This is a genomic window from Spongisporangium articulatum (assembly GCF_044465595.1).
In the GTDB taxonomy this organism is placed as follows: Bacteria; Actinomycetota; Actinomycetes; order Actinomycetales; family Kineosporiaceae; genus Spongisporangium; species Spongisporangium articulatum.
This window is the reverse complement of the sequence record NZ_JBITLV010000004.1, coordinates 237,360-263,697: the sequence shown is the minus strand read 5'-3', so window position 1 is coordinate 263,697 and position 26,338 is coordinate 237,360. Positions and strand designations below refer to the sequence as shown.

The 26,338-nt window shown below is 71.2% G+C and carries 38 protein-coding genes; 8 read left to right on the top strand and 30 right to left on the bottom strand.

The window, feature by feature from the left end; all coding sequences use genetic code 11:
* Positions 1-454 precede the first annotated feature (454 nt).
* Positions 455-682, top strand: a complete 228-nt coding sequence (locus ACIB24_RS13850) for a type II toxin-antitoxin system Y4mF family antitoxin (RefSeq protein WP_398281185.1) — start codon at positions 455-457, stop codon at positions 680-682.
* Here the strand turns inward: ACIB24_RS13850 and ACIB24_RS13845 are convergent.
* Positions 679-1,578: a lipid kinase gene (locus ACIB24_RS13845; RefSeq protein ID WP_398281182.1), complete on the bottom strand. Its 900-nt coding sequence runs from the start codon at positions 1,576-1,578 to the stop codon at positions 679-681. The genes ACIB24_RS13850 and ACIB24_RS13845 overlap by 4 nt on opposite strands.
* Positions 1,579-1,663: 85 nt before the next feature.
* On the opposite strand from ACIB24_RS13845, the gene ACIB24_RS13840 reads away from it, so the two are divergent.
* Positions 1,664-2,137 (top strand): DUF4442 domain-containing protein, encoded by a 474-nt coding sequence (locus ACIB24_RS13840; protein ID WP_398281179.1) that lies wholly within the window; start codon positions 1,664-1,666, stop codon positions 2,135-2,137.
* Here the strand turns inward: ACIB24_RS13840 and ACIB24_RS13835 are convergent.
* Genes ACIB24_RS13835 through ACIB24_RS13820 form a run of 4 tightly spaced genes read right to left on the bottom strand, consistent with a single transcriptional unit; the run spans position 2,124 to position 4,799 of the window.
* Positions 2,124-2,570, bottom strand: coding sequence for a DUF5709 domain-containing protein (locus tag ACIB24_RS13835; protein ID WP_398281176.1), 447 nt, complete (start codon positions 2,568-2,570; stop codon positions 2,124-2,126). The two genes, ACIB24_RS13840 and ACIB24_RS13835, sit on opposite strands and share 14 nt — an antisense overlap.
* 4 nt (positions 2,571-2,574) lie before the next feature.
* The gene (locus tag ACIB24_RS13830) at positions 2,575-3,867 is read right to left on the bottom strand and encodes an MAB_1171c family putative transporter (RefSeq protein WP_398281173.1); all 1,293 of its coding nucleotides are present in this window, start codon (positions 3,865-3,867) and stop codon (positions 2,575-2,577) included.
* A complete protein-coding gene (locus tag ACIB24_RS13825; RefSeq protein ID WP_398281170.1) occupies positions 3,860-4,375 on the bottom strand; it encodes a hypothetical protein in 516 nt (171 codons plus the stop codon). Before ACIB24_RS13825 ends, ACIB24_RS13830 begins: the two co-directional genes overlap by 8 nt.
* Complete coding sequence (locus ACIB24_RS13820; RefSeq protein ID WP_398281167.1) at positions 4,362-4,799, bottom strand: helix-turn-helix domain-containing protein; 438 nt, start codon at positions 4,797-4,799, stop codon at positions 4,362-4,364. Before ACIB24_RS13820 ends, ACIB24_RS13825 begins: the two co-directional genes overlap by 14 nt.
* A gap of 215 nt (positions 4,800-5,014) precedes the next feature.
* Here ACIB24_RS13820 and ACIB24_RS13815 point away from each other — a divergent pair, with 215 nt between their 5' ends.
* The 6 genes from ACIB24_RS13815 to ACIB24_RS13790 are packed head-to-tail and all read left to right on the top strand — an operon-like array spanning position 5,015 to position 11,446.
* The gene (locus ACIB24_RS13815; protein ID WP_398281164.1) at positions 5,015-5,896 is read left to right on the top strand and encodes a 3-oxoacyl-ACP reductase family protein; all 882 of its coding nucleotides are present in this window, start codon (positions 5,015-5,017) and stop codon (positions 5,894-5,896) included.
* A 16-nt stretch (positions 5,897-5,912) separates the two neighbouring features.
* Positions 5,913-6,260: a phosphopantetheine-binding protein gene (locus ACIB24_RS13810; protein WP_398281161.1), complete on the top strand. Its 348-nt coding sequence runs from the start codon at positions 5,913-5,915 to the stop codon at positions 6,258-6,260.
* Complete coding sequence (locus ACIB24_RS13805; RefSeq protein WP_398281158.1) at positions 6,257-7,357, top strand: glycine cleavage T C-terminal barrel domain-containing protein; 1,101 nt, start codon at positions 6,257-6,259, stop codon at positions 7,355-7,357. The genes ACIB24_RS13810 and ACIB24_RS13805 overlap by 4 nt, the downstream gene beginning before the upstream one ends.
* 5 nt (positions 7,358-7,362) lie before the next feature.
* A complete protein-coding gene (locus ACIB24_RS13800; RefSeq protein ID WP_398281155.1) occupies positions 7,363-9,735 on the top strand; it encodes a beta-ketoacyl synthase N-terminal-like domain-containing protein in 2,373 nt (790 codons plus the stop codon).
* Positions 9,732-10,589, top strand: a complete 858-nt coding sequence (locus ACIB24_RS13795) for a nitroreductase family protein (RefSeq protein WP_398281152.1) — start codon at positions 9,732-9,734, stop codon at positions 10,587-10,589. Before ACIB24_RS13800 ends, ACIB24_RS13795 begins: the two co-directional genes overlap by 4 nt.
* Positions 10,586-11,446 (top strand): alpha/beta fold hydrolase, encoded by an 861-nt coding sequence (locus tag ACIB24_RS13790; protein ID WP_398281150.1) that lies wholly within the window; start codon positions 10,586-10,588, stop codon positions 11,444-11,446. Before ACIB24_RS13795 ends, ACIB24_RS13790 begins: the two co-directional genes overlap by 4 nt.
* Before the next feature lie 105 nt (positions 11,447-11,551).
* Here the strand turns inward: ACIB24_RS13790 and ACIB24_RS13785 are convergent, their stop codons facing one another.
* The 25 genes from ACIB24_RS13785 to rplP form a co-directional block, all read right to left on the bottom strand.
* Entirely contained in the window at positions 11,552-13,420 is a 1,869-nt protein-coding gene (locus tag ACIB24_RS13785) for an ExeM/NucH family extracellular endonuclease (protein WP_398281147.1), read from the bottom strand.
* 69 nt (positions 13,421-13,489) lie between these two features.
* On the bottom strand, positions 13,490-14,338 hold the full coding sequence (gene truA, locus ACIB24_RS13780; protein WP_398281144.1) for a tRNA pseudouridine(38-40) synthase TruA: 849 nt from the start codon (positions 14,336-14,338) through the stop codon (positions 13,490-13,492).
* Between the two features lie 23 nt (positions 14,339-14,361).
* A complete protein-coding gene (gene rplQ / locus ACIB24_RS13775) occupies positions 14,362-15,030 on the bottom strand; it encodes a 50S ribosomal protein L17 (protein WP_398281141.1) in 669 nt (222 codons plus the stop codon).
* 74 nt (positions 15,031-15,104) lie between these two features.
* On the bottom strand, positions 15,105-16,121 hold the full coding sequence (locus ACIB24_RS13770; RefSeq protein ID WP_398281138.1) for a DNA-directed RNA polymerase subunit alpha: 1,017 nt from the start codon (positions 16,119-16,121) through the stop codon (positions 15,105-15,107).
* A gap of 182 nt (positions 16,122-16,303) precedes the next feature.
* A complete protein-coding gene (gene rpsK / locus ACIB24_RS13765; RefSeq protein WP_398281135.1) occupies positions 16,304-16,708 on the bottom strand; it encodes a 30S ribosomal protein S11 in 405 nt (134 codons plus the stop codon).
* Positions 16,709-16,777: 69 nt separating this feature from the next.
* Positions 16,778-17,158 carry a 30S ribosomal protein S13 gene (gene rpsM / locus ACIB24_RS13760; protein ID WP_398281132.1) on the bottom strand — a complete coding sequence of 127 codons (381 nt, stop codon included), beginning with the start codon at positions 17,156-17,158 and terminating at the stop codon, positions 16,778-16,780.
* A gap of 147 nt (positions 17,159-17,305) precedes the next feature.
* The gene (rpmJ, locus tag ACIB24_RS13755) at positions 17,306-17,419 is read right to left on the bottom strand and encodes a 50S ribosomal protein L36 (protein ID WP_398281129.1); all 114 of its coding nucleotides are present in this window, start codon (positions 17,417-17,419) and stop codon (positions 17,306-17,308) included.
* A 41-nt stretch (positions 17,420-17,460) separates the two neighbouring features.
* Positions 17,461-17,682, bottom strand: coding sequence for a translation initiation factor IF-1 (gene infA, locus ACIB24_RS13750; protein ID WP_398281126.1), 222 nt, complete (start codon positions 17,680-17,682; stop codon positions 17,461-17,463).
* Positions 17,683-17,945: 263 nt separating this feature from the next.
* A complete protein-coding gene (map, locus tag ACIB24_RS13745; protein WP_398281123.1) occupies positions 17,946-18,800 on the bottom strand; it encodes a type I methionyl aminopeptidase in 855 nt (284 codons plus the stop codon).
* A 45-nt stretch (positions 18,801-18,845) separates the two neighbouring features.
* Positions 18,846-19,418 carry an adenylate kinase gene (locus ACIB24_RS13740; protein WP_398281121.1) on the bottom strand — a complete coding sequence of 191 codons (573 nt, stop codon included), beginning with the start codon at positions 19,416-19,418 and terminating at the stop codon, positions 18,846-18,848.
* On the bottom strand, positions 19,415-20,728 hold the full coding sequence (gene secY, locus ACIB24_RS13735) for a preprotein translocase subunit SecY (RefSeq protein ID WP_398281118.1): 1,314 nt from the start codon (positions 20,726-20,728) through the stop codon (positions 19,415-19,417). The genes ACIB24_RS13740 and secY overlap by 4 nt, the downstream gene beginning before the upstream one ends.
* Before the next feature lie 225 nt (positions 20,729-20,953).
* Positions 20,954-21,427 carry a 50S ribosomal protein L15 gene (gene rplO, locus ACIB24_RS13730; RefSeq protein WP_398281115.1) on the bottom strand — a complete coding sequence of 158 codons (474 nt, stop codon included), beginning with the start codon at positions 21,425-21,427 and terminating at the stop codon, positions 20,954-20,956.
* Positions 21,427-21,615: a 50S ribosomal protein L30 gene (gene rpmD, locus ACIB24_RS13725; protein ID WP_398281112.1), complete on the bottom strand. Its 189-nt coding sequence runs from the start codon at positions 21,613-21,615 to the stop codon at positions 21,427-21,429. The genes rplO and rpmD overlap by 1 nt, the downstream gene beginning before the upstream one ends.
* Positions 21,615-22,280 (bottom strand): 30S ribosomal protein S5, encoded by a 666-nt coding sequence (rpsE, locus tag ACIB24_RS13720; RefSeq protein WP_398281109.1) that lies wholly within the window; start codon positions 22,278-22,280, stop codon positions 21,615-21,617. The genes rpmD and rpsE overlap by 1 nt, the downstream gene beginning before the upstream one ends.
* Before the next feature lie 34 nt (positions 22,281-22,314).
* A complete protein-coding gene (gene rplR / locus ACIB24_RS13715) occupies positions 22,315-22,704 on the bottom strand; it encodes a 50S ribosomal protein L18 (protein WP_398281106.1) in 390 nt (129 codons plus the stop codon).
* A complete protein-coding gene (rplF, locus tag ACIB24_RS13710; protein WP_398281103.1) occupies positions 22,704-23,246 on the bottom strand; it encodes a 50S ribosomal protein L6 in 543 nt (180 codons plus the stop codon). Before rplF ends, rplR begins: the two co-directional genes overlap by 1 nt.
* Before the next feature lie 12 nt (positions 23,247-23,258).
* Positions 23,259-23,657: a 30S ribosomal protein S8 gene (gene rpsH / locus ACIB24_RS13705; protein ID WP_398281100.1), complete on the bottom strand. Its 399-nt coding sequence runs from the start codon at positions 23,655-23,657 to the stop codon at positions 23,259-23,261.
* Entirely contained in the window at positions 23,654-23,890 is a 237-nt protein-coding gene (locus ACIB24_RS13700; RefSeq protein WP_398281097.1) for a hypothetical protein, read from the bottom strand. The genes rpsH and ACIB24_RS13700 overlap by 4 nt, the downstream gene beginning before the upstream one ends.
* A gap of 5 nt (positions 23,891-23,895) precedes the next feature.
* Positions 23,896-24,081, bottom strand: a complete 186-nt coding sequence (locus ACIB24_RS13695; protein ID WP_398281094.1) for a type Z 30S ribosomal protein S14 — start codon at positions 24,079-24,081, stop codon at positions 23,896-23,898.
* A 1-nt stretch (position 24,082) separates the two neighbouring features.
* Entirely contained in the window at positions 24,083-24,649 is a 567-nt protein-coding gene (gene rplE, locus ACIB24_RS13690; RefSeq protein WP_398281091.1) for a 50S ribosomal protein L5, read from the bottom strand.
* A gap of 5 nt (positions 24,650-24,654) precedes the next feature.
* Positions 24,655-25,032: a 50S ribosomal protein L24 gene (gene rplX / locus ACIB24_RS13685; protein ID WP_398281088.1), complete on the bottom strand. Its 378-nt coding sequence runs from the start codon at positions 25,030-25,032 to the stop codon at positions 24,655-24,657.
* Between the two features lie 2 nt (positions 25,033-25,034).
* Positions 25,035-25,403: a 50S ribosomal protein L14 gene (gene rplN, locus ACIB24_RS13680; protein ID WP_398281085.1), complete on the bottom strand. Its 369-nt coding sequence runs from the start codon at positions 25,401-25,403 to the stop codon at positions 25,035-25,037.
* A complete protein-coding gene (gene rpsQ, locus ACIB24_RS13675) occupies positions 25,400-25,681 on the bottom strand; it encodes a 30S ribosomal protein S17 (RefSeq protein ID WP_398281082.1) in 282 nt (93 codons plus the stop codon). The genes rplN and rpsQ overlap by 4 nt, the downstream gene beginning before the upstream one ends.
* A gap of 2 nt (positions 25,682-25,683) precedes the next feature.
* Complete coding sequence (rpmC, locus tag ACIB24_RS13670) at positions 25,684-25,917, bottom strand: 50S ribosomal protein L29 (RefSeq protein ID WP_398281079.1); 234 nt, start codon at positions 25,915-25,917, stop codon at positions 25,684-25,686.
* Positions 25,917-26,336 carry a 50S ribosomal protein L16 gene (gene rplP / locus ACIB24_RS13665; protein WP_398281076.1) on the bottom strand — a complete coding sequence of 140 codons (420 nt, stop codon included), beginning with the start codon at positions 26,334-26,336 and terminating at the stop codon, positions 25,917-25,919. Before rplP ends, rpmC begins: the two co-directional genes overlap by 1 nt.
* Between the last annotated feature and the right edge of the window lie 2 nt (positions 26,337-26,338).

Sequence of the window (26,338 nt, the reverse complement as noted above, 5' to 3'; positions counted from 1 at the left end):
CCGGGCCTGGTACGTGGAATTACCGTTACCCGCACGTAGCCAATTCGTGTCTTGTGACCCTCAGTAATTCTGGCTAGATATGTGCCTCGTCGATATCGGAAAACCAATGGAGGTTCCCATGCTGACCAGCTTCCTGGCCCACCTGACCGTCGTCGGAGCCCAGGCCGCTGCTGCCGCGCTGCACTGGCTCGGCTGGGCCATCTAGGCCATACGCTGCGCGGACGTCACCCCGGAGGAACCCCTGACCCACTGCCTACCCCCTCCGGGGTGGCCGACGCGATACGCCCTTCGACGGGGGGCAAAGAAATCGGCACGCTCGTTCCGAAATGCGGAACGAGTCTCTTTGATGCATCATTTTCGCCGCGCACCGGAACAGTCGGCGAGAATTCTTGGTGCCCATTTCCGTCGCACATTCCCTTCTCTGGAATTCTCGTGAACCCGCCCGGAGGTCCGGATGACCGACGACGTCTCCACCAACACTCTCGGTCACGACCTCCGCCGCAGACGCCGAGAGCTGGGGCTGCGTCAGGAGGAGCTCGCCGGGCTGGCCGGGACCTCCGCGCGGTTCATCGGGGCACTGGAGAACGGGAAGCCCACCGTGCGGCTGGACAAGGTGCTCTGCGTGATGGATGCGCTCGGCCTGCAGCTGCGCGCCCACCCCCAGGGCGAGACCTGCCCCTAGGGCGCCGGGGAATCGGCCGGTACGAGCACGCGCAGCGCCCCCGGCCGCACTCCGAAGTCGAGCGGGGTGCGCGCCGACAGCTCGCCGTCCACGTTCGCGGGCAGCGAGGGGGACGTCGTCAGCCGCACCCGCCGGGTCCGCACGTGCAGGACGTGGTCGGCCCGGGTGAAGGCCCCGGACACGAAGTGCCGGGCCACGCCCAGCCGCTGCCCCGCCGTGCCGCGCGGGATCGCGTACACGTCGAGCAACCCCTCGTCGATCTCCGCCTCGGGCGCGGCGACCGCTCCCCCGCCGTAGTACCGCCCGTTGGCCACCCCGACCTGCAGCAGGTCGCCCAGCTCCACGTCGGGATGATCGCCGTCGGGGAAGTGCAGGGCCGCGGCGAACGGCCGGTGCCGCAGGTAGGCCCGCAGGGCCGCGACGGGGTAGGCCGCGGCCCCGAGCCGGCGCTTCAGGCGCGGCGACAGGGACTTCGTCACCTCGACGGCCAGCCCGACCGAGGCCAGGTTCAGGTAGACGTCGTCGCCGACCACGCCCAGGTCGACCCGGGCCGGCCGGCCGTCGGCCACCACGTCACAGGCCGCGACGAGGTCGGTGGGCAGGCCGAGGGTGCGGGCCAGGTCGTTCGCGGTGCCGGTGGGCAGCAGCCCCAGGGTGATGCCCGCCTCGGGCAACAACGCGGCCACCGAACTGACCGTGCCGTCGCCACCCCCCAGCACGACGAGCCGGGCCCCCTCGTCCACCACCGACCGGACGACGTCCGCCAGGTGTTCGGGGTCGGTCACCTCGCGGGCGTGGGTGAGGTCGAGACCCCGCTCCCGGAGCCGTTTCTCGGCCGTCTCGAACGCCTCGTGCCCGGACCGCGACGCCGCGTTCACCACCAGCGCAGCCTGCATGATCGCCAGGTTAGGCGCGGTTCCTGGAAACCGCCTGGGGACGTCCACCCTGGTGAGCAAGCGCTTACTTAGTTAGAGTCCCCGGATGAGGTACACCGCGATGACCCCGGCCCGGCTGCGGCGGTTGATGAACTGGTGGCCGCCGATGCTCTTCTCCGGCATCCGCGTCGAGCACGTGGACGACGAGTGGCGCGAGGCGCGGGTCCGCCTGAAGCTGCGCCGCTGGAACCGCAACTACGTCGGGACGGCGTTCGGGGGCTCGCTGTTCGCGATGACCGACCCGTTCTTCATGATCCTGATGATGAACCGGGTCGGGCGCGACTACATCGTCTGGGACCGGGCCGGGGAGATCCGGTTCGTCACCCCCGGGCGCACCGACGTCACCGCCCACATCACCCTGTCCGACGCGCAGGTGGCGGCGTTCCGGGCGGCCGCCGACGCCGGCGACAAGCACCTCGAGTGGTTCTCGGTGGACGTCGTGGGCACCGACGGGACCGTGGTCGCCACGGTGCGCAAGCAGCTCTACATCAGGCGGAAGGAGCGGCTCACTCGTCGATGACGTGGACGGCGGCCTCCTCGGCGCTGGCCGCACCGCCGTCGAGCCCGACGTCGTCGCCGACCAGGTCCTTCTCACGGTCCTCGTGCGCGCCCTCGTCGGGGTCGACCAGGCGCCCCGCCCGACCGCTGCCGACCTCGCTGTAGCGCAGCTCCTCCGGCTCCAGCTCGTCCTCGTTCACCGCGTCGACGTCCTCGTCCGTCTCGTAGCGGGACGTCGGGTCCGGCTCCTCCTGGGCGATGCGCTGGTCGAGCGTCTCACCGGCGCTCTCCTCGGCCCACGTGGTGCCGAACTTGGTGTTCGTCGGCTCCCGGTCGGGCGGGGAGTAGCTGGTGTCGTAGATGTCGTCGACGTTGTCGTCACCGAAGGCCTGGTCCAGGTCCACGACGTCGTTCTCGACGTCGCCGTCGCTGGGTTCGTAGATCGCATCGCTCACGGGCCTAACCTCCCACCCCGCGGGCGGCGACGCCAGCCCGCCCGCCCGTCATGTCGGGACCCGCGGCGAACCGCTCGACCACCCGGTCGACGTCCCCCGCCAGAGCGGCCACCCGAAGCAGCACCCGGACCTCGGCCTCGACGTCGTGACCGCCGCGCAGCAGTGGGCCGAAGCGCGCGAGGTCACCCGGGTCGGCGCCCGGCCACGCGCTCGGGCGGCCCCGCAGGGCGTCCCGACGGGCCAGCTCCAGCTCCACCGCGTCGGCCATCAGGTCCAGATCGGGCGGGGCGACCCGCGGCTCCAGCCAGGCCCGGACCCGACCCCGGCGCCCGGCGTCCAGGAACGGCAGCAGGAGCAGCACGGCGTCCCGGAACTCGATCACCCGACGGTAGCGGCGCATCCCCAGGTCGCGCGGGTCGACGGCGTCCCGCAGCCAGCCGTCGGTGCGCAGCACGACCTGGGGGTGCACCGCCACGGTGCGCGACCACAGCGGTCGCATCCGGCGCAGCGCCCGGCGGTCGACCACGGCCGCCCGCAGTCGGCCCCACGCGTCGCGCAGGCTGAGGAACGCGGCCAGGTAACCGAGGATGGCCAGCTCGAACGAGAGGTCGGAAGCGCGGAACAAACCCCCGACGTCGATCCGGCTGCCGCCGATCACCAGGACCAGCCCGATCAGGCGCAGCACCATCCAGCCGGTCAGCAGCGCGTTCGCGACCAGGATGCGCTGCAGCGCCCGGGCCGACGGGCCGTCGGGGGCCAGGTGGCGGTACCAGAGGCAGCACCGGCTGGTGATGATCAGCCCCACGGTCAGCAACGGCGACGAGATCACCAGCGACACGTACGCCTGCGGGTGCAGGGCCAGCTGCTCGGCCAGCCGGTGGTCCGGCACGTCGACGACCGTGACGGCCGCGGGCAGGCTCAGGAGGGCGACGAGTTCGGCCGTCACCACCAGGGCCAGCAGCGCGTAGACGATGCGGCGGGCCCGCCGGTCGAGCCAGTCGGGGGCCGCCCACTCGATGATCGCCAGCACGCCGAGCCCGCAGCCCAGCATGGTCGCCCCGCCGTACAACGCCCCCGCCACCGGACGGCCGGGCAGCAGGCCGTCGAGCCGATGGTTCAGGGGCCAGGCGTCGAAGGTCGACCCGGCCGCGAGCCCCACCAGACCGGCCCACATCAGCCGTCCGACCCGGCCGGTCTCGGGTTCCGGGCGGCGCAGCAGGACCACGGTCCAGCAGGCCAGGGCCAGGACGACGTGCACCCACGCGTCGGTGCCGAGGGAACCGCGACCGTCAAGCATCGAGCCGGGCGTCGGGCCGGGCCGCCAGTTCCTCGGCGGCCGAGGAGGTCAGCGGCGGCGGCGGCACGCCCGCCCGGCCGCGCAGCATCGAGGCCAGCAGCTCGGCCTCGCGCTCCTGGTCGTCCTCGTAGTCGCTGCGGGCCAGCACCCGGCGGATGGTCTCGGGGTCGAGATCAGGCACCAGGGCGGAGACGTCGGCGAACCGGGACTCGGCCAGCCCCGAGCGATGACCGCACAGCATGTGGGCCAGCTCGTGCAGCACGATGTGTTCGCGGTGCACGCCGGTGGCCTGGCCGTCGACGAAGATGAAGTCCTCGGACTCGCCCGTGACCCAGACCCCGCAGACCGCGTGCCAGGCCCCCCGGTTCATCGGCAGCAGCCGGATCGGGCGGCCGCGGGCGGTCGAGACCTGGGCGACGACGTCGTCCAGGTCGAAGGGGTCGCTCAGCACGAGGTCGCGGACCAGCTCGGCGCAGCGGCGCCGCATCCGCCGGTCAGCCCGGCGCACCGGACCCCTCCTCGGCGTCATCCCTGAGCCCCTCCAGCCGCCGCACCTGCTCGATCATGGCCGTGACCGCTTCCACGCCCGCGGGTGAGAGACCGAACGTGCGCAGGGCGACCCCGCGGACGTTCGCATCCCGCAACGCGGTCAGGACCCCCAGCTGTTCGTCCAGCCGGGCCGCAGCCTCGTCGTCGAAGAAGTATGACGGCGGGACGCCGAAGAACTTCGCGATCGCCTCGAGGTGGTGCATGGTCGGGTTGTCGCGCTGACCGTTGCGCAGCTGCCAGAGATAGGTGACCGAGATGGTCGCCCCGCCGTCGGCCGCGATCGCGTCGGCGACCTCCTTGTTGGTGTACTCGCCCCGGCCCGCGGGGTGCACCGTGCGGAACAGCGTCTCCAGCCGGTCGGCCAGGCTGCGCTCCTGGGTCACTTCACGAACACCCCGTTCCTCCTTCGCCGACCTTCCGGCGCCGGCCTGCGCCCCATGATGGGCCATCAACTGAGATGTACGCCACCGGCGTAGGCCGAATCACATCAGCAATCGCAGGTCAGACCCCCTGACCCGGGACGGGACGCGACGCGACCGTCGGTCAGGTCTGGCGAAAAGGATGGACAGAACGATTTATTTCAGCAAAAGTCCCGTCCATGAGCAGCCTCGTCCCCGGCACGGTCGCTCTCGTCACCGGAGCCTCCCGAGGCATCGGGGCCGCCTGTGCGGTCGACCTCGGCCGCAACGGCGCGACCGTCGTCGTCAACTACCGGTCGGACGAGGCCGCCGCACTGGACGTCGTCGCCCGGATCGAGTCCCTCGGGGGGAGGGCGGAGGCCGTCCGGGCCGATGTCGCCGACGAGGACGAGGTGCGCGCGATGTTCGCCGGCGTGCGCGAGCGCCACGGACGGCTGGACATCCTTGTGGCCAACGCCGGGATCACCGCCGACAACATGGTGGTCCGGATGAACGCCGAGGAGTTCCGGCGGGTCATGGACACCAACGTGTTCGGCACGTTCCTGTGCTGCCGCGAGGCCACCAAGGTCATGCTGAGCGCCCGCCGGGGCGCCATCGTCACGATCTCCTCGCTGACCGCCCTCGGTGCCCCGGCCGTCGTCAACTACGCCACCTCCAAGGGGGCCGTGGCCACGCTGGCCAAGAGTCTGGCCGCGGAACTGGCCCCGGTCGGCATCCGGGTCAACACCGTCTCCCCCGGGCTGGTCGACACGGACATGGTCGGCGCCATGGGGCCCGCGGTGCAGAAGGCGTTCGTCGACCGGGTGGCCCTCGGCCGGGCGGCCCGGCCCGAAGAGGTGGCCACCGTCGTGACCTTCCTGTGCAGCGACGGCGCCTCCTACGTGACGGGCGCCGACATCCCGGTCAACGGCGGCGCGACGCTCGGCATGGTCATGACCACGATCCTCGAGGACCGCGACGGGACCGGCCCCCGCAAACGGGCGATGTCCAGCCAGTCCTCCGGGCGACCCCGCCGATCGCTCACCGCGCCGTCCCCCTCCCCCGACCGTCTCTCCTCCTGACGAAAGGCATGCACCCATGACCACCCCGCTGCGCGAGGCCGCCCTCGCCCACGCCGCGCACTGGCAGGCGATGACCTCCGAGATCAAGGCCGTGATCATCGACCGGCTCGACCTCCCCGTCCCGCCCGAGTGGCTGACCGACGACCAGCCGCTGTTCGGCCGCGGCCTGGAGCTGGACAGCATCGACGCCCTCGAGCTGTCGATGGCGATCGACCAGAAGTTCCACATGCCGGTCTACGAGGACGACATGTCGATCTTCGGCTCCGTGGGCTCCTTCCTCAGCCACCTGACCACCAACCGTGAGGCGGCCGGCGAGGACATCGCCGCCGTGCTGGGCATCGACCTGAAGGAGCCGCAGGCATGAGCGTCGCCACCGGGAACCCCGAGATCCTCACCTCCCCGCTCGCCGACCGGCACCCCGCCACCGCCGTGGTCGAGCGCATCGGCGCGGCCGACGTCGTCCGGCACTACGGCGACGCCGCGTCCGAGTACCTGGGGCTGCGCTCCCACGGCGCGCGCATCGACCTGTCCGGCGCCGGGCTGGTCGAGGTCACCGGACCCGACGCCTTCGACTTGGTCCAGGGCGCGCTGACCCGCGACCTGGAGTTCGTCACGCCCGAGCAGTCGCTCGTGGGCGCGCTGCTCGACGACGACGGCCACCCCGTCGACATCGTCACCGCCTACAACGTCGGCGACGGCTTCCGGCTGGAGACGTCGCTCGGCACCGGCCCCGCCGTGATCGAGCACCTGAAGGGCCTGGCCGAGCGGGTCGGCCTCGACGTCGGGTTCCGGCTGGGCAACCCCGAGACGACGATCATCCTGGTCGAGGGTCCGAAGGTCGCCACGCTGCTGGGCGGCGCGATCCACCGCGACATCCCGGCCATGCCGCTGATGGGCGTGCGCAAGGCCGAGCTCGGCGGGGTCCCGGTGACCCTGGTCCGCAGCGGGTTCACGGGTGAGTACGGCTACAAGTTCTTCGTGGCCACCGAGCACGCGGCCGCCGTCTGGGACGCGCTCCAGGACCTGACCCCGGCCGGCTCGCAGGCCCTGGAGACGGCGATGCTCGAGGTCCGTCAGCCGATCGCCCACAAGGAGCTGCCCGCCGCGGGCAACGCGCTGCAGCTGGGCTGGTCCTGGCTGGTCGACGTGACCAAGGACGACTACGTCGGGCGCGCCGCCCTGATGGACGCCTTCGAGGGCGGGGCCCGCGCCGAGACGGTCGGCTTCACCACCGAGGGCACCGAGCCCGTGGCCGCCGGCAGCGACGTGCGGCTCGGCGACGAGGCCGTGGGCCTGGTCCTGCACAGCGTGTACAGCCCGGGGTTGGGCAAGGTCCTCGGGCTGGCCCGGATCGAGCCGGAGCTCGTGGCGCCGGGCCAGGAGTTCGGGCTGGACGGCGACCGCGCGGGCCTGACGCTCGTGGCGCCGTACCTGACCCCGGCCAGCTGGGCGCGGTCCTGACGGCGATGACGGACGCACACGAGCGGGTCGTCGTCACCGGCGTCGGGCTGATCTGCGCCCTCGGCCGGGACACGACCGAGTTCTGGGCCAACCTCGTCGCGGGCCGCTCGGGCGTGCGGCCGGCCACCCAGAGGTCGTTCGACGGTCTGGACGGCGTCTGGGTCGGCGAGGTCGAGGACGCCTGGCTGGACGAGGGACTGCCCGCGGGCGCCAAACCGCAGGACCGGCTGTCGGCGCTCGCGCTGGTCGCCGCCCGCGAGGCTCTCACCCGGGCGAGGCTGAGCTCCGGTCTCGACACCGGCGGCGAGCGGGTCGGGGTGGTCGTCGGGCAGTGCCAGATGACCGACACCGACGACCCGCACGAGTTCCTGCCGTTCCACGCCCCGGCCGACTCGGTCGCGGAGCAGTGGGGCCTGGTGGGCCCCCGGATCGTGCTGTCCAACGCGTGCGCCGCCGGCGCCAACGCCGTCGGCGCCGGGCGCGACCTGCTGCTCGACGGCCAGGCCGACGTCGTCCTCGCGGGCGGCACCGACAACCTGCAGCGCGGCAGCCACCTCGGGTTCTCGGTGCTGTCCGCCATCGCCGACGGCCCGACCGCGCCCTACTCACGCTCGGACGGGCTGAGCCTGGGCGAGGGCGCCGCGTTCCTCGTGCTCGAGACCGCCGCGCACGCGGCGGCCCGCGGCGCGACCGTCCTGGCCGAGGTCGGCGGGTACGGCCTGTCCGCCGACGGCTACCACGCGACCGCGCCCGACCCGACCGGCGCCGGGCCGCTGCGGGCCGTCCAGCACGCCCTGCACGAGGCGGGCATCGGTGCGGACCGCGTCTCCTACGTCAACGGGCACGGCACCGGCACGCCCGCCAACGACGCCATGGAACAGGCCGCGATGATCACCCTGTTCGGCGAGGACCGGGTGGCGCAGGTGCCGATCTCCAGCACCAAGGCCGCCCTCGGCCACAGCCTCGGTGCGTCCGGCGCGATCGAGGCCGTGACCTGCGTGCTGGCCCTGGGCAGCGGCACCCTGCCGCCGACCGTGAACTTCGACGGGCCCGGGCCCGAGGGCTTCGACTTCGTGCCCGGCGTCGGGCGCCCGGCGCAGATCGACGTGACCCTGTCGAACAACTACGCCTTCGGCGGCAACAACTGCTCACTGGTGCTGGCCCGGCCCGGCCTGCTGCCGGACCGGCCCGCGACCGGCGCCGAGCCGGACGTCGTGATCTCGGGTCTGGGCGTGGTGTCCGGCTTCGGCCTGGGCGTCGACGCCTGGCGCGCGGGCGTGCGCTCCGGCCGCACCGCGATCGGCCCGCTGGACGAGCAGTACCGGGTCGACGGGCGGCCCACGTTCGGCTCGTCGTTCACCCTGGACCGCAAGCCCCTGGTCGCGGCGTCGCTGTGGCGCCAGCTGCCGGAGTTCGCCCGCGCCTCGGCCGCGGTCGCCGCCTACGCGTTCCGGGACGCCGGGATCGCCACCAGCGGGCTCGACCGGGAGGACGTGGGCCTGTCGTTCGCGACCTGCTACGGCCCGGTCGCCGTGGGCGCCGCGCTGCAGGCGCAGGAGGGGACGCCGGAAGGGCTCAGCGCCCGGGCCTTCTCGAACGCGACCGTGAACGCGGCCGCCGGGGCCGTCGGTCTCGGGCTCGTCATGCGCGGCCCGACCACCACGATCGCCACCGGTGGGGCCTCGGCGCTGATCGCGCTCGACGTCGCGCTGCAGTTCATCCGGACCGGACAGGCCCGGCGCGTGATGCTGCTGGCCGTCGATGAGCTGCACGAGGGGATCGTCCGGCACCGGGCGGCGCGGGAGGCGCTGGCGCCGGACGGGATCGTGCGGCCCTACGACATCGGCCGCACCGGCACCGCGCTGGGGGCGGCCGCCGTGGGCATCCTCCTCGAGGACGCGGCGTCGGCGCGCGAGCGTGGCGGGAAGGCCTACGCGCGAGTGCTCGGCACGGCCCAGTCCGGCGTGACCGGGGGTTCGCTGGAGGGTGCCGCCGCACGGGCGCTCGGCTCGCTGCTCGCGCGCAGCGGGGTGGACGCCGGGGGCGTCGACCTGGTGGTCGGGTCCGGTCGCGGGGCGGTGGACGACGACGCCGAGATGCGCGCTGTCGCCCGGCTGCTGGGGCCGCAGGTCCTGCTCACCGCACCGGCCTCGCTGACCGGGGACTGCGGCGCCGCCTCGGGCGGGATCTCGCTGCTGTGCGCGGCGCTGGCCGTCTCCGAGGGGCTGGTACCCGCCACGGCGAACCTCGGCGACCCGCTGCCGGGGGTCCGGTACGTGACCGCCCCGGGGGACGACGTCCGGATCGAGGCCGCCGTGGCCACCGCGACGAGCATCGGGTCGCTGCACGCGGCCGCGCTGCTCGGGGCGGTCCGATGACCTACGACCCTCCCCGCCTGGCCACCCGCGCGGACGGCGGATCGGTCTGGGACGACGGGAGGCCCACCCCCGAGGAGTTGTCCGTCCTGGACTGGGTGCTCACCACGACCCGGGCCACCCGGCGGACGCTCGACCTCGACCGCCCCGTCGACCTGTCCGTGGTCGAGGAGTGCCTGGACGTCGCGCTGCAGGCCCCGGTCTCGCACAACGACGAGCGGTGGCACTGGCTGGTCGTCACCGACCTGGAGAAGCGGGCCGCGCTCGCCGACCTGTACAAGCGCGCCTGGGACGCCTCCACCCAGTTCGCGTCGCGCCGGGCCCGCCGGATCCGCGGCGCGGACCAGTCGATGGCCCGCAGCCAGGACTCCGCGGTCTGGCTGGCCGAGCACATCCACGAGGTGCCGGTGATGGTGGTGCCCTGCATCACCGGACCGAGCCCCGAGGAGAAGGCGGCCATGTGGTGGTGGCTGATGCGCGAGGGGGGCATCAGCGACGACGAGATGGGCCCCATGCTGGCCGCCCACTGGGGGTCGATCTTCCCGGCCGCCTGGTCGTTCCAGCTCGCCCTGCGGGCCCGGGGCCTGGGCACCGTCATGACCGTCATGCACCTCGCGATGGAGGGCCAGGCCGCCAAGATCCTCGAGTTGCCGCCGAGCGTGGTGCAGGCCGGTCTGATGCCGGTCGCCCACCTGACCCGCACGGTCTTCAAGCCGGCCCGGCGCAAGCCGCTGGGGACCCGGCTCTCCTACGACACCTGGCACGGCCGGCGTCCGGAACCGCCGGTCGCACCCGTGCATCCCCTTGCCCCGCGGATGGAGTCGCCGGGCGCTCGCTACGAAGGAGATCGGTCATGACGTGGTTGCAGGCCTACGGCCGCTCCGGGGCGAAGGAGGAGCTGGCCAAGGGCGCCGACGCCGACACCTACGCGTTCACCGGCACCTACACCCCGGGCGACAAGCCGCTGGCCCTCGTCCTGCTGCCGGCGCTGTTCATCGGCGAATGGATGTGGGAGAAGCAGTTCGAGGCGCTGAAGGCGGCCGGCTGGCCGATCGTGCAGTTCACCGAGTCGATCTCGCTGGTCGACCGGAAGACGGCCCGCTCGATCAACCGGATGGCCGCCCGGATCATGGAGGTCTGCCGCAGCTTCACCGACCGCGACCTCGTGGTGGCCGGTGACTCGCTCGGCGGGCTGGTGGCCTTCGAGTTCGCCCGCTCGTTCCCCGACCGGACGGCCGGCATCGTGGCCAGCGGGGCCCCGGGGCTGAACACCACGGTCAGCCAGATCGCGCGCGAGGTCGGCGAGGGCGCCCACACCCCGCAGCAGTACGCCGACAACTTCATGGCCAAGCTGATGTACGACCCGTCGGCGCACGACATCGACGAGGAGCGCTACCAGGCCACGGTGAAGGAGCTGTCGAAGCCGGCCACCGTCGTCTCGATGTTGGGCGCGCTCAAGGCGATCAGCCGCTACAACTCACGCAAGATCGTGATGGAGCTGCCCACCCCGAAGCTGTTCATCTGGGGTCGGCAGGACGAGATCACCCCCGCCGAGGAATGGGAGGAGGCCACCCCGCTGATGCAGGACGCGCGCATCCACGTCATCGACGAGTGCGGGCACGGCCCCATGTTCGAGAAGCCCGAGGAGTACAACCGCGAACTGCTCGGCTTCCTCGATGAACTCACCGCCCGACGTGCCCCTGGTCCGGGCTGAACGAAGGGCGGGAGATGCACCCGGAGGGGTCAGGGCCCCAGGGTGCGCACGACGCGGGCCTCTGCCGTTCACGCGGCGGGGCCCGCGTCCGCTTTGCCGGGCGGCTCAGCGCAGGCGCAGGCCGATCAGGACCGGGTCGTGGTCGGAGGTCCGGAACCGGTCGGGCGCGTACAGCGAGGCGACCTGCCCGGCGCTCTTGAACTCCGTGTTGTAGTCGAGCACGGCGGGCTCGTCGGCGTTGATGTGCACGTCGGCCGCGCCGGTCACCTGTCCGGCCAGCGACGGCGAGGCCAGCGCATGGTCGAGGTACCCCCACTGGCCGTCGAAGGCGTAGGAGTAGGCCAGCGGGTTCTCCCGCTGCACGAGGTTGCGGAAACCGGCGCCCTCCAGCGTGACCACCGGGTCCTCCTCGGCGTAGCTGTTCAGGTCGCCGATCACCAGGACGTCGGGATCCTTCGCGGTCGGCACGACCCCCTGCCGGACGAAGGCGGTCAGGGCCTGGGCCTGCGCGACCCGGCGGGCGTTCCAGCAACCCTGGCCGTCGCCGCGGTCGGCGTCGTCGCCGGTCGCCGCGTCGCACCCCTTCGACTTGAGGTGGTTGACGACCACGCTGAACCGGCCCGGCCCCGACGTGCGGGTGAAGGTCTGGGCCAGCGGGCGGCGGTCGTAGCCGTCGAAACCGGTGTCCACGAGCGTCGTCCCGGCGACCGGCGTGACCCGGTCGGCCCGGTACAGCAGCGCGACCTTGATGGCGTCGTCCGAGACGACGTCGGTGACCCCGAGCGCGGCGTCCGGGTCGACGTACGACCACGTCCCGGCGCCCGCGGCGTTGAGCCGGGCGGTGAGGTCGGCGATCGAACTGCCCGGCCCGTAACCGTCGTTGGCCATCTCCATCACGCCGACCACGTCGGCCTGCAGCGACGTCAGCGCGGCGACCTCCTTGGCCGCCTGCCGCTCCAGCTCGGCCGCGTTGTTCGCGCCCCGGCAGCCGGTCGCGGGGCCCGCGACCCCGAGGGTGCAGCCGGTCGACCGGACGAAGTAGTTGAGCAGGTTGGCGCTGGCCACCTTCACCGTTCCCCCGACGTCGGGGACGCCGGTCGGGCGCGGGTTCGCCGCGGCGAAGGTCGCCTTCCCGCCGAGCGCACCGACCGGGCGGAGCCGGTAGGCGTTGCCGGACGCCGCGTTTCCGGCCCAGGTGTAGGTCAGGACGCCGACCGCTCCGGTCACCGTGTCGCCCCCGCGCAGGGTGTTCCCCGCACTCAACGGCTGCCCGAGCCGGCCGAAGACGATCGGGTCCGGGTTCTGCGCGTTGGTCGCGTCGTCGATCAGCAACTGGTTGCGGTCGTTCAGGTCCTGCAGGGCGGCCGCCACCGGGCCGGGCCGCAGCAGCGAGGTGGGCTGGCGGAGCCGGCCGCCTGCCGAGACCAGCACCTGCCCGAACCGGCCGAGCTGGAAGTGCTCGGTGACCGACAGGGTCTGCGGGAGGCGGACGAGCATGCCCTCGTACCGCTCGAGGGCCGTGCCGGAGGCGACCGGCAGCCGCACGTCGACCGGCTTCACGGCGGCCCCCGGCCCGCACACCGTGACGGTCGTCGAGGTGATCTGGGTCTGCCCCTGGAACTCCCCCGCGGAGCCGGTCACCTCGACCGAGTCGCCGTTCTGGACGGCCGCCCCGCTGCCCTCGAAGACGAAGATCCCGTCGGAGGTCGCGCGGTCGCCGTCCCCGACCGGGTCCTGCAGGTAGAAGCCGCGCAGGGCGGGGCTCGACCCCTCGTAGTCGCCGACCACGACGCCGCGCACGGTGACCGGGCCGGTGATCGCCGCGTCCGGGCCGCTGCCCTGGACGGCGCCGATCGGCGTGGTGGTGCCGGTGCAGGCGGCGGCCTGCGCCGGGGCCGCGACGGCCCCGGCCCCGAGCAGCGATGCGATCAGCGTCCCCGTCAGGCCCGCGGTGAGCCGTCCCCTCGTCGTCATGGCGATCAGGGTGCCACCGGAAGGCGAGAGTCGCCCGTTATGCACCTTTCCAGCGGGTGAACGGGCGGGTCAGTCCAGCGTGCGCACGGCCCGGGCCTGCGCGGCCCGGGCGGCGAGGCCGTCGTCGTCCGGGTAGTCGACCCGCTCGAGGACCAGCCCGTGCGGCGGGGCGACCGTGACGTGCGGGTCGCGCACCCCGGCGGTGAGCACCTCGAGCGGCCACCCGGCCGGACGCCGTCCCTCCCCCACCGGCAGCACCGCGCCGACCAGCGCCCGCACCATCGAATGGCAGAACGCGTCGGCGACGACGGTGCCGACGATCAGCCCGGCGTCGCGCGCCCACGAGTAGGTGAGCAGCGTGCGGACGGTGGTGGCGCCGTCCCGCAGCTTGCAGAACGCGGCGAAGTCGCGCAGGCCCACCAGCCGCGCGCTCGCGTCGTCCATGGCCTCGACGTCCAGCGGGCGGCGGTGCCCGACGACGTCGTGGCGGCGCAGCGGCGCGACCCCCGACGGCTCGTCGGTGAGCCGGTAGGCGTAGTGCCGGCGCAGCGCCGAGAACCGGGCGTCGAACCCGGGCGCGGCCGGTTCGACGCCGTGCACGCGCAGGTCGGGGGGCAGGACGCCGGACAGCCGGGTGAGCAGCGCGGCCGCCGGTTCCCGGTCGGAGCGACCCGGGGCCCGGGCCAGCGCCTCGGCCGGGAGGTCGACGTGGGCCACCTGGCCGGTGGCGTGCACCCCGGCGTCGGTGCGGCCGGCGACGACCAGCTTGGGGGGCGCCTCGAGGCGCAGCACCTGCGCGAGCGCCTCGGCCAGGGTCTGCTCGACGGTGCGGCGGCCGGGCTGCGCGGCCCAGCCGGAAAAGCCGCTGCCGTCGTAGCCCAGGTCCAAACGGACCCGGGTCACGACGGCAGCGGTCATGACGTGCCTGTGGTGCGGGGTTGTTACTCGGCCGGCTTCTCGGCGGCCTTCTTCGCGGCGGCCTTCTTGGCCGGAGCCTTCTTCGCGGCGGCCTTCTTGGCCGGCTTCTCCTCGGCCGTCTCCTCCGCAGGGGCCTCGGGGGCCTCAGCGGCGACCTCGGCGGTCTGGGACGACTCGACCGCGTCGGCGGTCTCGGCCTCGGCCGGGGTCTCCTCGGGCGCCTCGGCCGGAGCCTCGGCCGCCTTCTTCGCGGCGGCCTTCTTCGCGGGAGCCTTCTTGGCGGCCGACTTGGTGGCGGCCTCGGCCTCGCGGACGGTCTCCTGCTTGGCGGTCAGCGGCTCGAGGACGAGCTCGATGACGGCCAGCGGGGCGTTGTCACCCTTGCGGTTACCGATCTTGGTGATCCGGGTGTAGCCGCCCTGCCGCTCGGCCATCGTCGGCGCGATCTCGGTGAAGAGCTCGTGCACGACGCCCTTGTCCTTGACCACGGTCAGGACGCGACGCCGGGAGGCGAGGTCGCCCCGCTTGGCGAAGGTGATCAGGCGCTCGGCCAGCGGGCGGACCCGCTTCGCCTTGGCCTCGGTCGTGGTGATGCTGCGGTGCGCGAACAGCTGGGTGGCCAGGTTGGCCAGCAGGAGCCGCTCGTGCGCCGGGCCACCGCCCAGCCGCGGACCCTTGGTGGGGGTGGGCATGACTTGTTCTCCTCGGAGTACTGGCTCGGTGCCCGGCCGCTGCGAAAGCGGCCGGGCACCGGCTCAGGGGGTGGTCAGAACTGCTCGTCCTCGGCGTAGGACATGTCGTCGTCGGCCGGGAAGCTGTCGACGACGAGGCTCGGGTCGAACCCGGGCGGGCTGTCCTTGAGGGCCAGGCCCATGCCGTGCAGCTTCGCCTTGACCTCGTCGATGGACTTGGCGCCGAAGTTGCGGATGTCGAGCAGGTCGGCCTCGGACCGGCCGACCAGCTCGCCGACGGTGTGGATGCCCTCGCGCTTGAGGCAGTTGTACGAGCGGACCGTGAGGTCGAGCTCCTCGATCGGCAGGGCCAGGTCGGCCGCCAGCGCGGCGTCCGACGGGGACGGGCCCATGTCGATGCCCTCGGCCTCGAGGTTCAGCTCGCGGGCGAGACCGAACAGCTCGACCAGGGTCTTGCCGGCGCTGGCCATGGCGTCGCGCGGCTGGGTGGAGGGCTTGGTCTCCACGTCCACGATCAGCCGGTCGAAGTCGGTGCGCTGCTCGACGCGGGTCGCCTCGACCTTGTACGTCACCTTCAGCACGGGCGAGTAGATCGAGTCGACCGGGATCCGGCCGATCTCCTGCTCCGCGAACTTGTTCTGGTTCGCCGAGACGTAGCCGCGGCCCCGCTCGACGGTCAGCTCCAGCTCGAGCTTGCCCTTGGCGTTCAGGGTGGCGATGTGCAGGTCGGGGTTGTGCACCTCGACCCCGGCCGGGGGCGCGATGTCGGCGGCGGTGACGACGCCGGGGCCCTGCTTGCGCAGGTACATCACGATGGGCTCGTCGTGCTCGCTGGAGACGACGAGCTGCTTGATGTTGAGAATCAGCTCGGTGACGTCCTCCTTCACCCCCGGGATGGTGGTGAACTCGTGGAGGACGCCGTCGATGCGGATGCTGGTCACGGCCGCGCCCGGGATGGACGACAGCAGGGTGCGACGCAGCGAGTTGCCGAGGGTGTACCCGAAGCCCGGCTCGAGCGGCTCGATGACGAACCGCGACCGGTGCTCGGAGACTGCCTCCTCGGTGAGGACGGGGCGCTGGGCGATGAGCACGGAATTTCCTCTCCTCAGGCGACCGCTATATGACGCCTGTTTGTTGCGCCGTCCCGGGTCTCGGTCCCCGGGCCGGCTCCTGCTGTTCTCGTTCCGCGGTGATCATGCACAGACGTGCATGCGCACCGCGGACTGGTCGTGCCCGTGCAAGTGATCATGCACGTCTGTGCATGATCACCGCACTAGACGCGGCGACGCTTGGGCGGGCGGCAGCCGTTGTGGGGCGTCGGCGTGACGTCCTGGATGGCGCCGACCTCGAGGCCGGTGGCCTGCAGCGAACGGATCGCGGTCTCGCGGCCCGAACCCGGGCCCTTCACGAACACGTCGACCTTGCGCATGCCGTGCTCCTGCGCGCGGCGGGCGGCGGCCTCGGCGGCCATCTGGGCGGCGAAGGGGGTCGACTTGCGCGAGCCCTTGAAGCCGACCTGGCCGGCGGAGGCCCAGCTGATCACCGCGCCGGTGGGGTCGGTGATCGAGACGATCGTGTTGTTGAACGTGCTCTTGATGTGCGCGTGGCCGTGAGCGACGTTCTTCTTCTCCTTGCGCCGCGGCTTGCGGGCGCCTGCCTTGCGTGCCTGGGGGGGCATTCGAATCTCCTGCTGCTGTGAGGTCGTCGGACGCATCAGCCCCGGCCGGGTGGGCCGGGGCGAGCGCTACTACTTCTTGCCGGCCTTCTTCTTGCCGGCCACGGTGCGCTTGGGACCCTTGCGGGTACGCGCGTTGGTCTTGGTGCGCTGGCCGCGCACGGGCAGACCGCGACGGTGGCGCAGCCCCTCGTAGCAGCCGATCTCGACCTTGCGACGGATGTCGGCGGCCACCTCACGGCGGAGGTCACCCTCGAGCTTGAAGTTGGCCTCGAGGTGGTCGCGCAGCGCCACCAGGTCGGCCTCGGTGAGGTCCTTGACCCGGGTGTTCGGGTCCAGGTTCGTCGCGGCGATGGTCTGCAGCGAGCGCGTGCGGCCCACGCCGAAGATGTAGGTGAGCGCGACCTCGAGCCGCTTCTCACGGGGCAGGTCGACTCCGACCAGACGTGCCATGGATTCAGATCTCTTTCCGGTTGTGCACCTGGTGTGGAGCAGCACCGCTCCCGCCGATCGGCGGGTCCCCGGCCGGGTGCGGCCCGGGGGTGTCCGGTCCCGTGCGGGACCGGGGTGCTGCCTGGACGGCGCGCAGGAGTGAGTGACTCAGCCCTGGCGCTGCTTGTGGCGCGCGTTCTCGCAGATCACCATGACGCGGCCGTGGCGACGGATCACCTTGCACTTGTCACAGATCGGCTTGACGCTCGGCTTGACCTTCATCAGTCGTTGTCTTTTCCAGTCGCAGTGGTTCTCGATGGGTCTTACTTGTACCGGTAGACGATCCGGCCCCGGGACAGGTCGTAGGGGCTCAGCTCGACCACCACGCGGTCCTCGGGGAGGATGCGGATGTAGTGCTGGCGCATCTTTCCCGAGATGTGCGCGAGGACCTTGTGGCCGTTGGCCAGCTCCACGCGGAACATCGCGTTCGGCAGGGCTTCGACGACCGAACCCTCGATCTCGATGACGCCGTCTTTCTTCGGCATGTCCTCCGCTTTTCTCTGTTTCCGTACCGTGCTCCTCGGCGCCGGCACACAGGCAGCACGAGTGCACACAAGCCGACGCACGAGTCTACGGGACGGGCCCCGTGCAAACGAAATCGGGCGCCGGGCCGGCGGCCCTCACCCACGTGGCTCAACGCGGTGGGAGCGCAAACCCTTCCGTCCCGGGCGGGCACGGTGTCACACAGTGCTCACCCGGTGGTTGCGGTGTCACACCGTGCCCACCAGGAGGAGAGGCGCGGCACGCCTCAGGAGAGCCGGGTCGAGACCGGGGCGCCGAGCGCACCCAGCTCGGCCGCCCCGCCGTCCCGGGCCGTCAGCACCCACAGCCCGTCGTCCAGCAGCGCCACCGAGTGCTCCCAGTGCGCGGCCCGCGACCCGTCGACCGTGGCGACGGTCCACTTGTCGGGCAGGATCCGGGTGTCCGCTCCCCCGGCCGTGAGCATCGGCTCGACGGCCAGGCAGATGCCCGGCTGGAGCTTCGGCCCCTTGTCCCGGGTCCGGTAGTTCAGCACGTGCGGGTCCTGGTGCATCTCGGTGCCGATGCCGTGCCCGCCGTACCCCTCGACCAGCCCGTACCGGTCGTCGACGTGGTCCTCGACGGCTGCCCCGATCGCGTTCAGCCGGGCCCCGGCCCGGATCGCCGCGATCCCGTGCCACAGCGCCTGCCGGGTGACCTCGACCAGGTCGGCGTCGGCAGCCTGCTGCTGCGCGGTCCGCGGGTCGGGTTCGTCGGCCGTGCCCGCGACCACCGCGGTGAAGGCCGAGTCCCCGTGCCAGCCGTCGACCACCGCGCCGCCGTCCACCGAGACCACGTCGCCGGCCCGCAGCACCCGGGAGCCCGGGATGCCGTGCACGACCTCGTCGTTCACCGAGATGCACAGCACGGCCGGGTAGGGCGGCTCGCCGTAGTTCAGGAAGTTGGACGTCGCCCCGGCCGCCGCGATCACGTCCCGGGCGATCCCGTCGAGCTCTCCCGTGGTGACTCCCGGGCGCAGGGCCGCGCGGACGGCGTCCAGCGCGTCGGCGACCACCAGGCCGGCGGCGCGCATGGTGCGCACCTGGTCGAGCGTCTTGTACTGGATCCGGTCGCGACCGCGCATACCCGGCACCCTAGCCGCCGGGGCCCCGCCTGGACGTTCAGAGGGTCAGGCGGCGGGCTTCTCCAGCGCCTGGATCACGCGCTCCGTGACGTCGTCCATCTCGCCCATGCCGTCGACCGCGATCAGCAGACCGCGCTCGGAGTAGACCTCGACCAGCGGGGCGGTCTGCTCGGCGTACACGTTCTGCCGGTGCCGGATGACCTCTTCGGTGTCGTCGGCCCGACCCTCGATCTCGGCCCGCTTCAGCAGCCGGGCGACGATCTCCTCCGCGTCGACGGTCAGCTCCAGCACGGCGTCCAGCCCGCAGCCCAGTTCCTTGAGCATCGCGTCGAGCTCCTCGACCTGCGCCCCGGTGCGGGGGTAGCCGTCGAGCAGGAACCCGGGGGTGCAGTCGGCCCAGGACAGCCGGTCGCGGACGAGGTCGTTGGTCAGGCTGTCCGGCACGTACCCGCCGGACTTCACGATCTCGTCGACCTGCTTCCCGAGGGGGGTGCCCTCGGCGATGTTCTTGCGGAAGATGTCCCCCGTCGAGATGGCGGGGATGCCGAACCGCTCGGCGATCCGCTTCGCCTGGGTGCCCTTGCCGGCACCGGGGGGCCCCAGAATCAGAAGCCTCATCGCAAGAACCCTTCGTAGTGCCGCTGCTGCAGCTGGGACTCGATCTGTTTCACCGTTTCCAGACCCACCCCGACGACGATCAGGATCGACGTGCCGCCGAACGGGAAGTTCTGGTTGGCATCGAGTGCCACCAGAGCGATCAATGGGATCAGAGAAACGAGGCCCAGGTACAGAGCTCCGGGAAGGGTCACCCGGGTGAGCACGTAGTCCAGGTACTCGGCGGTCGGCCGTCCGGCCCGGATGCCCGGGATGAAGCCGCCGTACTTCTTCATGTTGTCGGCCACCTCGTCCGGGACGAACGTGATGGCGACGTAGAAGTAGGTGAAGAACACGATGAGCAGGAAGTACGTGACGATGTAGATCGGGTGGTCGCCCCGGACCAGGTGGTTGTTGATCCACGTCACCCAGGCGCCCTTGTCGTCCTTGCGGAACTGGGCGATCAGGGCCGGGAGGTACAACAGGGACGAGGCGAAGATGACCGGGATCACACCGGCCATGTTGACCTTGATCGGGATGTAGGTGCTCGAACCGCCGTACATCCGGCGCCCCACCATGCGCTTCGCGTACTGGACGGGGATGCGCCGCTGGCTCTGCTCGACGAACACGACCAGCGCCATGATGATCAGGCCGATGCCGATCACGGCGAGCATGACCAGCCAGCCGCGGTCGCCGTTCTGCTTGATCGACCAGATCGAGGTGGGGAACTGCGCGGCGATCGAGGTGAAGATCAGCAGCGACATGCCGTTGCCGATCCCCTTCTCGGTGACGACCTCGCCCAGCCACATGATCAGGCCGGTGCCGGCGGTCATGGTGATGACCATCAGCAGGATGGTCATGATGCCGTCGTTCGGGATCAGGTCGTTCGAGCAGTTCTGGAACAGGCCACCGGGGTTACGGGCGATCGCCACGTAGGTCGTCGACTGCAGGACGGCCAGACCGATGGTCAGGTACCGGGTGTACTGCGTCAGCTTGGAGGTGCCGGTGGCCCCCTCCTGCTTCAGCGCCTCGAACCGCGGGATGACCACGGTGAGCAGCTGGATGATGATGCTGGCCGTGATGTACGGCATGATCCCCAGCGCGAAGATCGACAGCTGCAGCAGCGCACCGCCGCTGAAGAGGTTGACCAGCTGGTACAGGTCGGCGCTGGAGCTCGAGTTCGCGGCGGTGATGCACTTCTGCACGGCGGTGTAGTCGACGCCCGGCGTGGGGATGAACGACCCCAGCCGGAACAACGCCATGATCGCCAGCGTGAACAGAAGCTTGTTGCGAAGATCCGGGGTGCGGAACGCCCTGGCGAACGCGGTGAGCACGCCTACCTCCAGCACCGCCCTTGCCCCGAGCGGTAAGTCGTGTCTGCCGGGACGTCGTCACTGACGGTCAGCGATGACGCAGGGCCCCGGTCGAGGTGACCCTAACACCCCGGTGACGCACCTCCACGGCCCCCAGGGACCGCCGTGCGACACCGGACGAGACGAAGCCCGGCCGGTTCGGACACCCGCGCCGCAGCGCTGGTGCGGGCCGGCCGGGCCGTCGTCTCAGAGCGTCGTGGTGCTGCCCCCGGCTGCCTCGATCTTCTGCTTGGCGCTCGCCGAGAAGGCGTTCGCCGTCAGGTTCAACGCCACGGAGATCTCCCCGGTGCCCAGAACCTTGACCAGGTGCCCGTCACGGACCGCGCCCTTGGCGACGAGGTCCTCGACCGTCACGGTGCCACCGTCGGGGAAGAGCAGGCCGAGCCGGTCCAGGTTCACGACCTGGTACTCGGTGCGGAACGGGTTCTTGAACCCGCGCAGCTTCGGCAGCCGCATGTGCAGCGGCATCTGCCCACCCTCGAAGGCGGCGCTGACCTGGTAACGGGCCTTGGTGCCCTTGGTGCCGCGACCGGCCGTCTTACCCTTGCTGCCCTCACCACGACCGACGCGGGTCTTGGCGGTGCGGGAGCCCGGGGCCGGGCGCAGGTGGTGCACCTTCAGGGCGTGGCCGGCGACCTCGGTCGTCTCGTCCTTCGCCATCACTCGTCAACCTCCTCGACGGTCACGAGGTGACGGACCGTGCGGACCATGCCCCGGACCTCCGGGGTGTCCTGCCGGGTCACGACGTGACCGATCCGCTTCAGGCCCAGCGTGCGCAGGGTCTCGCGGTGGTTCTGCTTGGTGCCGATCTGGGACTTGATCTGGGTGACCTTCAGCGTGGTGGCCATCAGCTCTTCGCCCCCGCCTTCAGACCCGCCTCGCGGGCCCGCAGCAGAGCGGCCGGGGCCACCTCGTCGATCGACAGCCCACGCCGCGCGGCCACGGACTCCGGCCGCTCCAGGCCCCGCAGCGCGGAGACCGTCGCGTGCACGACGTTGATCGCGTTGTCGGAACCCATCGACTTCGACAGGACGTCGTGGATGCCGGCGCACTCGAGGACGGCGCGCACCGGACCGCCGGCGATGACGCCGGTACCCGGGGACGCCGGACGCAGCAGGACGACGCCCGCGGCCTCCTCGCCCGTGATCGGGTGCGGGATCGTGCCCTGGATGCGGGGAACGGTGAAGAAGTGCTTCTTCGCCTCCTCGACACCCTTGGCGATCGCCGCGGGCACCTCCTTGGCCTTGCCGTAGCCGACGCCGACGGTGCCGTCGCCGTCGCCCACGACCACCAGGGCGGTGAAGCTGAACCGGCGGCCACCCTTGACCACCTTGGCGACGCGGTTGATCGCGACGACGCGCTCGACGAACTGGTTCTTGTCGCCACCGTCGCGACCGCCACGGCCACCGTCACGGCCACCGTCACGGCCGCCGCGGCGACCGGAGTTCTCGTTCCCGCCGGCGCCGGGGCCGCCACTGCCGCCACCGGGGCCGCGGCGCTGAGGACCGGGCATCAGATGTTCCTCATCTCTACGTTCATGGAAGTCGTCACAGGGTCAGCCCCGCCTCACGGGCGGCGTCGGCGACGGCCGCGACCCGGCCGTGGTAGCGGTTGCCACCCCGGTCGAACACGACGGTCTGGACCCCGGCGGCCTTCGCCCGCTCGGCGACGAGCTCGCCCACGCGCTTGGCCTTGGCGGTCTTGTCGCCGGTGAGCGCCCGCACGTCCTTCTCCAGGGTGGAGGCCGACGCGAGGGTCTTGCCCACGGTGTCGTCCACGACCTGGACGACGATGTGCCGGGCGGAGCGGTTGACCACCAGACGCGGGCGCTCCGTGGAGCCCCGCAGCTTCTTGCGGACCCGCAGGTGACGGCGGGCACGGGCGGCGGAGCCGTTACGCACGGAACCGCCACCGCTGCGCTTGAGACCGATGGCCATTACTTCTTACCAGCCTTTCCGACCTTGCGCTTGACCTGCTCGCCCGCGTAGCGGACGCCCTTGCCCTTGTACGGGTCGGGCTTGCGCAGCTTCCGCAGGTTGGCCGCGACCTCGCCGACCTGCTGCTTGTCGATGCCGGAGACGGAGAACCGGGTGGGCGCCTCGACCGCGAAGGTCACGCCCGCCGGCGGCTCGACGGTGATCGGGTGGCTGTAGCCGAGGGCGAACTCGAGGTTCGAACCCTTGGCCTGCACGCGGTACCCGGTGCCGACGATCTCCAGCTTCTTCTCGTAGCCCTCGGTCACGCCGATCACCATGTTGGCGATCAGCGTGCGGGTCAGGCCGTGCAGCGCCTTCGAGGTGCGCTCGTCGTCCGGACGCTGCACCAGGAGCACACCGTCGTCCCCACGGCCGACGGTGATCGGCGCGGCGACGCTGTGCTGCAGGGTGCCCTTCGGGCCCTTCACGGTGACCTCGGAGCCGTCCACGGTGACGTCGACGCCACCCGGAACGGTGATCGGCAGCTTGCCGATGCGAGACATGGCGGACCTCCCTTACCAGACGTAGGCGAGGACTTCCCCGCCCACGCCCTGCTTCGAGGCCTGCCGGTCGGTCAGCAGGCCGGAGGACGTGGACAGGATCGCCACGCCGAGGCCGCCGAGCACCTTGGGCAGGTTGGTCGACTTCGCGTACACCCGCAGACCGGGCTTGCTGATCCGCCGGATGCCGGCGATCGAGCGCTCACGGTTGGGGCCGTACTTGAGAGTGATGGTCAGCGTCTTGCCCACCTCGGCGTCCGCCACCTCCCAGCCGGAGATGTAACCCTCCGCCTGGAGGATCTCGGCCACCCGGGACTTCAGCTTGCTGTAGGGCATCGCGGTCTGCTCGTGGTACGCCGAGTTGGCGTTGCGCACGCGGGTCAGCATGTCCGCGATCGGGTCGGTCATGGTCATCGGGCTTCTCCGCCCTTCCTCACCGCGGTTTCGTCAGCGCGGGCCGCGCTGTCGACCTTCGGCGTAGCAGTCTTCTCGACGGTCCCCTCGACCTCGGTGAGGAAGGTGGGGACCTCCTTGCGCAGCGTGACGTAGCCACGCGGCATGGTCTGGCGCAGCGAGACCACTCGCTCGGTGCGCATCGTGCGGGTCGGACGCCGGCGGGCGACGCCGGGAGCGGTCAGCTGCGCCATCGGGCTCACCAGCTGCTCTTGGTCACGCCGGGCAGCTCGCCCCGGTGCGCCATGTCGCGCAGGCAGATCCGGCACAGGCCGAACTTGCGGTACACCGAGTGCGGGCGACCGCACTTCTGGCACCGGGTGTAGGCGCGCACCGCGAACTTCGGCTTGCGCGCGGCCTTCTGAATGAGAGCCGTCTTAGCCATCTCAGTTCTCCTTGAACGGGAAGCCGAGGAGCTTGAGGAAAGCCCGGCCCTCGTCGTCGTTGGTGGCGGTCGTGACCACGGTGATGTCCATGCCGCGGACGCGGTCGATGCGGTCCTGGTCGATCTCGTGGAACATCGACTGCTCGTTCAGACCGAAGGTGTAGTTGCCCCGGCCGTCGAACTGGCCCGGGTTGAGACCCCGGAAGTCACGGATACGCGGCAGCGCGATGCTCAGCAGCCGGTCCAGGAACTCCCACATCCGGTCGCCGCGCAGCGTGACGTGCGCACCGATCGGCATGCCCTCGCGCAGCTTGAACTGCGCGATCGACTTGCGGGCCTTGGTCACCTGCGGCTTCTGCCCGGTGATCGCGGCCAGGTCCTTGATGGCGCCGTCGATCAGCTTGGAGTCGCGGGCGGCCTCGCCCACCCCCATGTTGACGACGATCTTCACCAGACGCGGCGTCTGCATGACGTTCTCGTAGCTGAACTGCTTGAGCAGCTCGGCGGCGATCTCGTCGTTGTAGCGCGTCTTGAGCCGCGGCTTGGTACGGGTGTCGGTGGTGGTCACTTCGCTCACAGATCCTTACCCGAGCGCTTCGCCACCCGGACGCGCACCGTCTTCTGGCGGCCGTCACGGTCGGCGGTCTCGACGCGGATGCCCACGCGGGTGGGCTTCTTGGTCTCCGGGTCCACCAGCATCAGGTTGCTCAGGTGGATCGACGCCTCGGTGGTGATGATCCCGCCGGTGCGGCTGCCCCGGTTGGACTGGCCCACCTTGGTGTGCTTGGTGACCCGGTTGATGCCCTCGACCAGCGCACGGCCGGTCTCGGTGTCGACGGAGATGACCTTGCCGGTCTTGCCGCGGTCCCCACCGTTCTTCTGGGACCGGCCCGAGATCAGCTGGACGGTGTCGCCCTTCTTGATCCGGGTCTTCGCCTGCTTGGTAGCCATCGCTACAGCACCTCCGGCGCCAGCGAGATGATCTTCATGAACTTCTTGTCGCGCAGCTCGCGCCCGACCGGCCCGAAGATGCGGGTACCGCGCGGGTCGCCGTCGGTGCGCAGGATGACGGCGGCGTTCTCGTCGAACTTGATGTACGAGCCGTCCGGACGCCGGCGCTCCTTGCGGGTGCGCACGATGACCGCCTTGACGACGTCGCCCTTCTTGACGTTGCCACCGGGGATCGCGTCCTTGACGGTCGCCACGATGACGTCACCGATGCCGGCGTACCGGCGACCGGAGCCACCGAGGACGCGGATGCAAAGGATCTCCTTGGCGCCGGTGTTGTCGGCGACCCGGAGCCTGGACTCCTGCTGGATCACTTGGCCTTCTCCAGAATCTCGACCAGCCGCCAGCGCTTCGTGGCGGACAGCGGGCGGGTCTCGGAGATGACGACGAGGTCGCCGATGCCGGCGGTCTCGAGCTCGTCGTGCACCTTGACCTTGGTCGTGCGGCGGATGACCTTGCCGTACAGCGGGTGCTTGACCCGGTCCTCCACCTCGACCACGACGGTCTTGTTCATCTTGTCGCTGACGACGTAGCCGCGGCGGGCCTTGCGGTACCCGCGCGCGTCAGCAGCAGACTGCTCCTGCTCACTCATGCTCAGGCCTCCGGCCGTTCGGTGATGCCGAGCTCGCGCTCGCGCATGATCGTGTAGATGCGGGCGATGTCCTTCTTCACGGCCTTCAGCCGGCCGTGGCTCTCCAGCTGGCCGGTGGCCGACTGGAAACGAAGGTTGAACAGCTCCTCCTTGGCCTTGCGGAGCTCTTCGACGAGACGCTCGTCGTTGAAGCCGCGCAGGTTGGAGCTGGTCAGGTCGGGGCTACCGACGGCCATCAGAGGTCACCGCCCTCGCGCCGGACGATCCGGCACTTCATCGGCAGCTTGTGGATCGCGCGGGTGAGCGCTTCCTTGGCCACCTTCTCCGTGGGGAAAGACAGTTCGAACATCACGCGGCCCGGCTTCACGTTCGCGACCCACCACTCGGGCGAACCCTTACCGGAACCCATGCGGGTCTCGGCCGGCTTCTTGGTCAGCGGACGGTCCGGGTAGATGTTGATCCACACCTTGCCGCCACGCCGGATGTGCCGGGTGATGGCGATACGCGCGGACTCGATCTGCCGGTTGGTCACGTAGGCCGGCTCGAGGGCCTGGATGCCCCACTCGCCGAACGTCACCTGGGTGCCACCCTTCGCAGCGCCCGAGCGGCTCGGGTGGTGCTGCTTGCGGTGCTTGACCCGACGCGGGATCAACATGG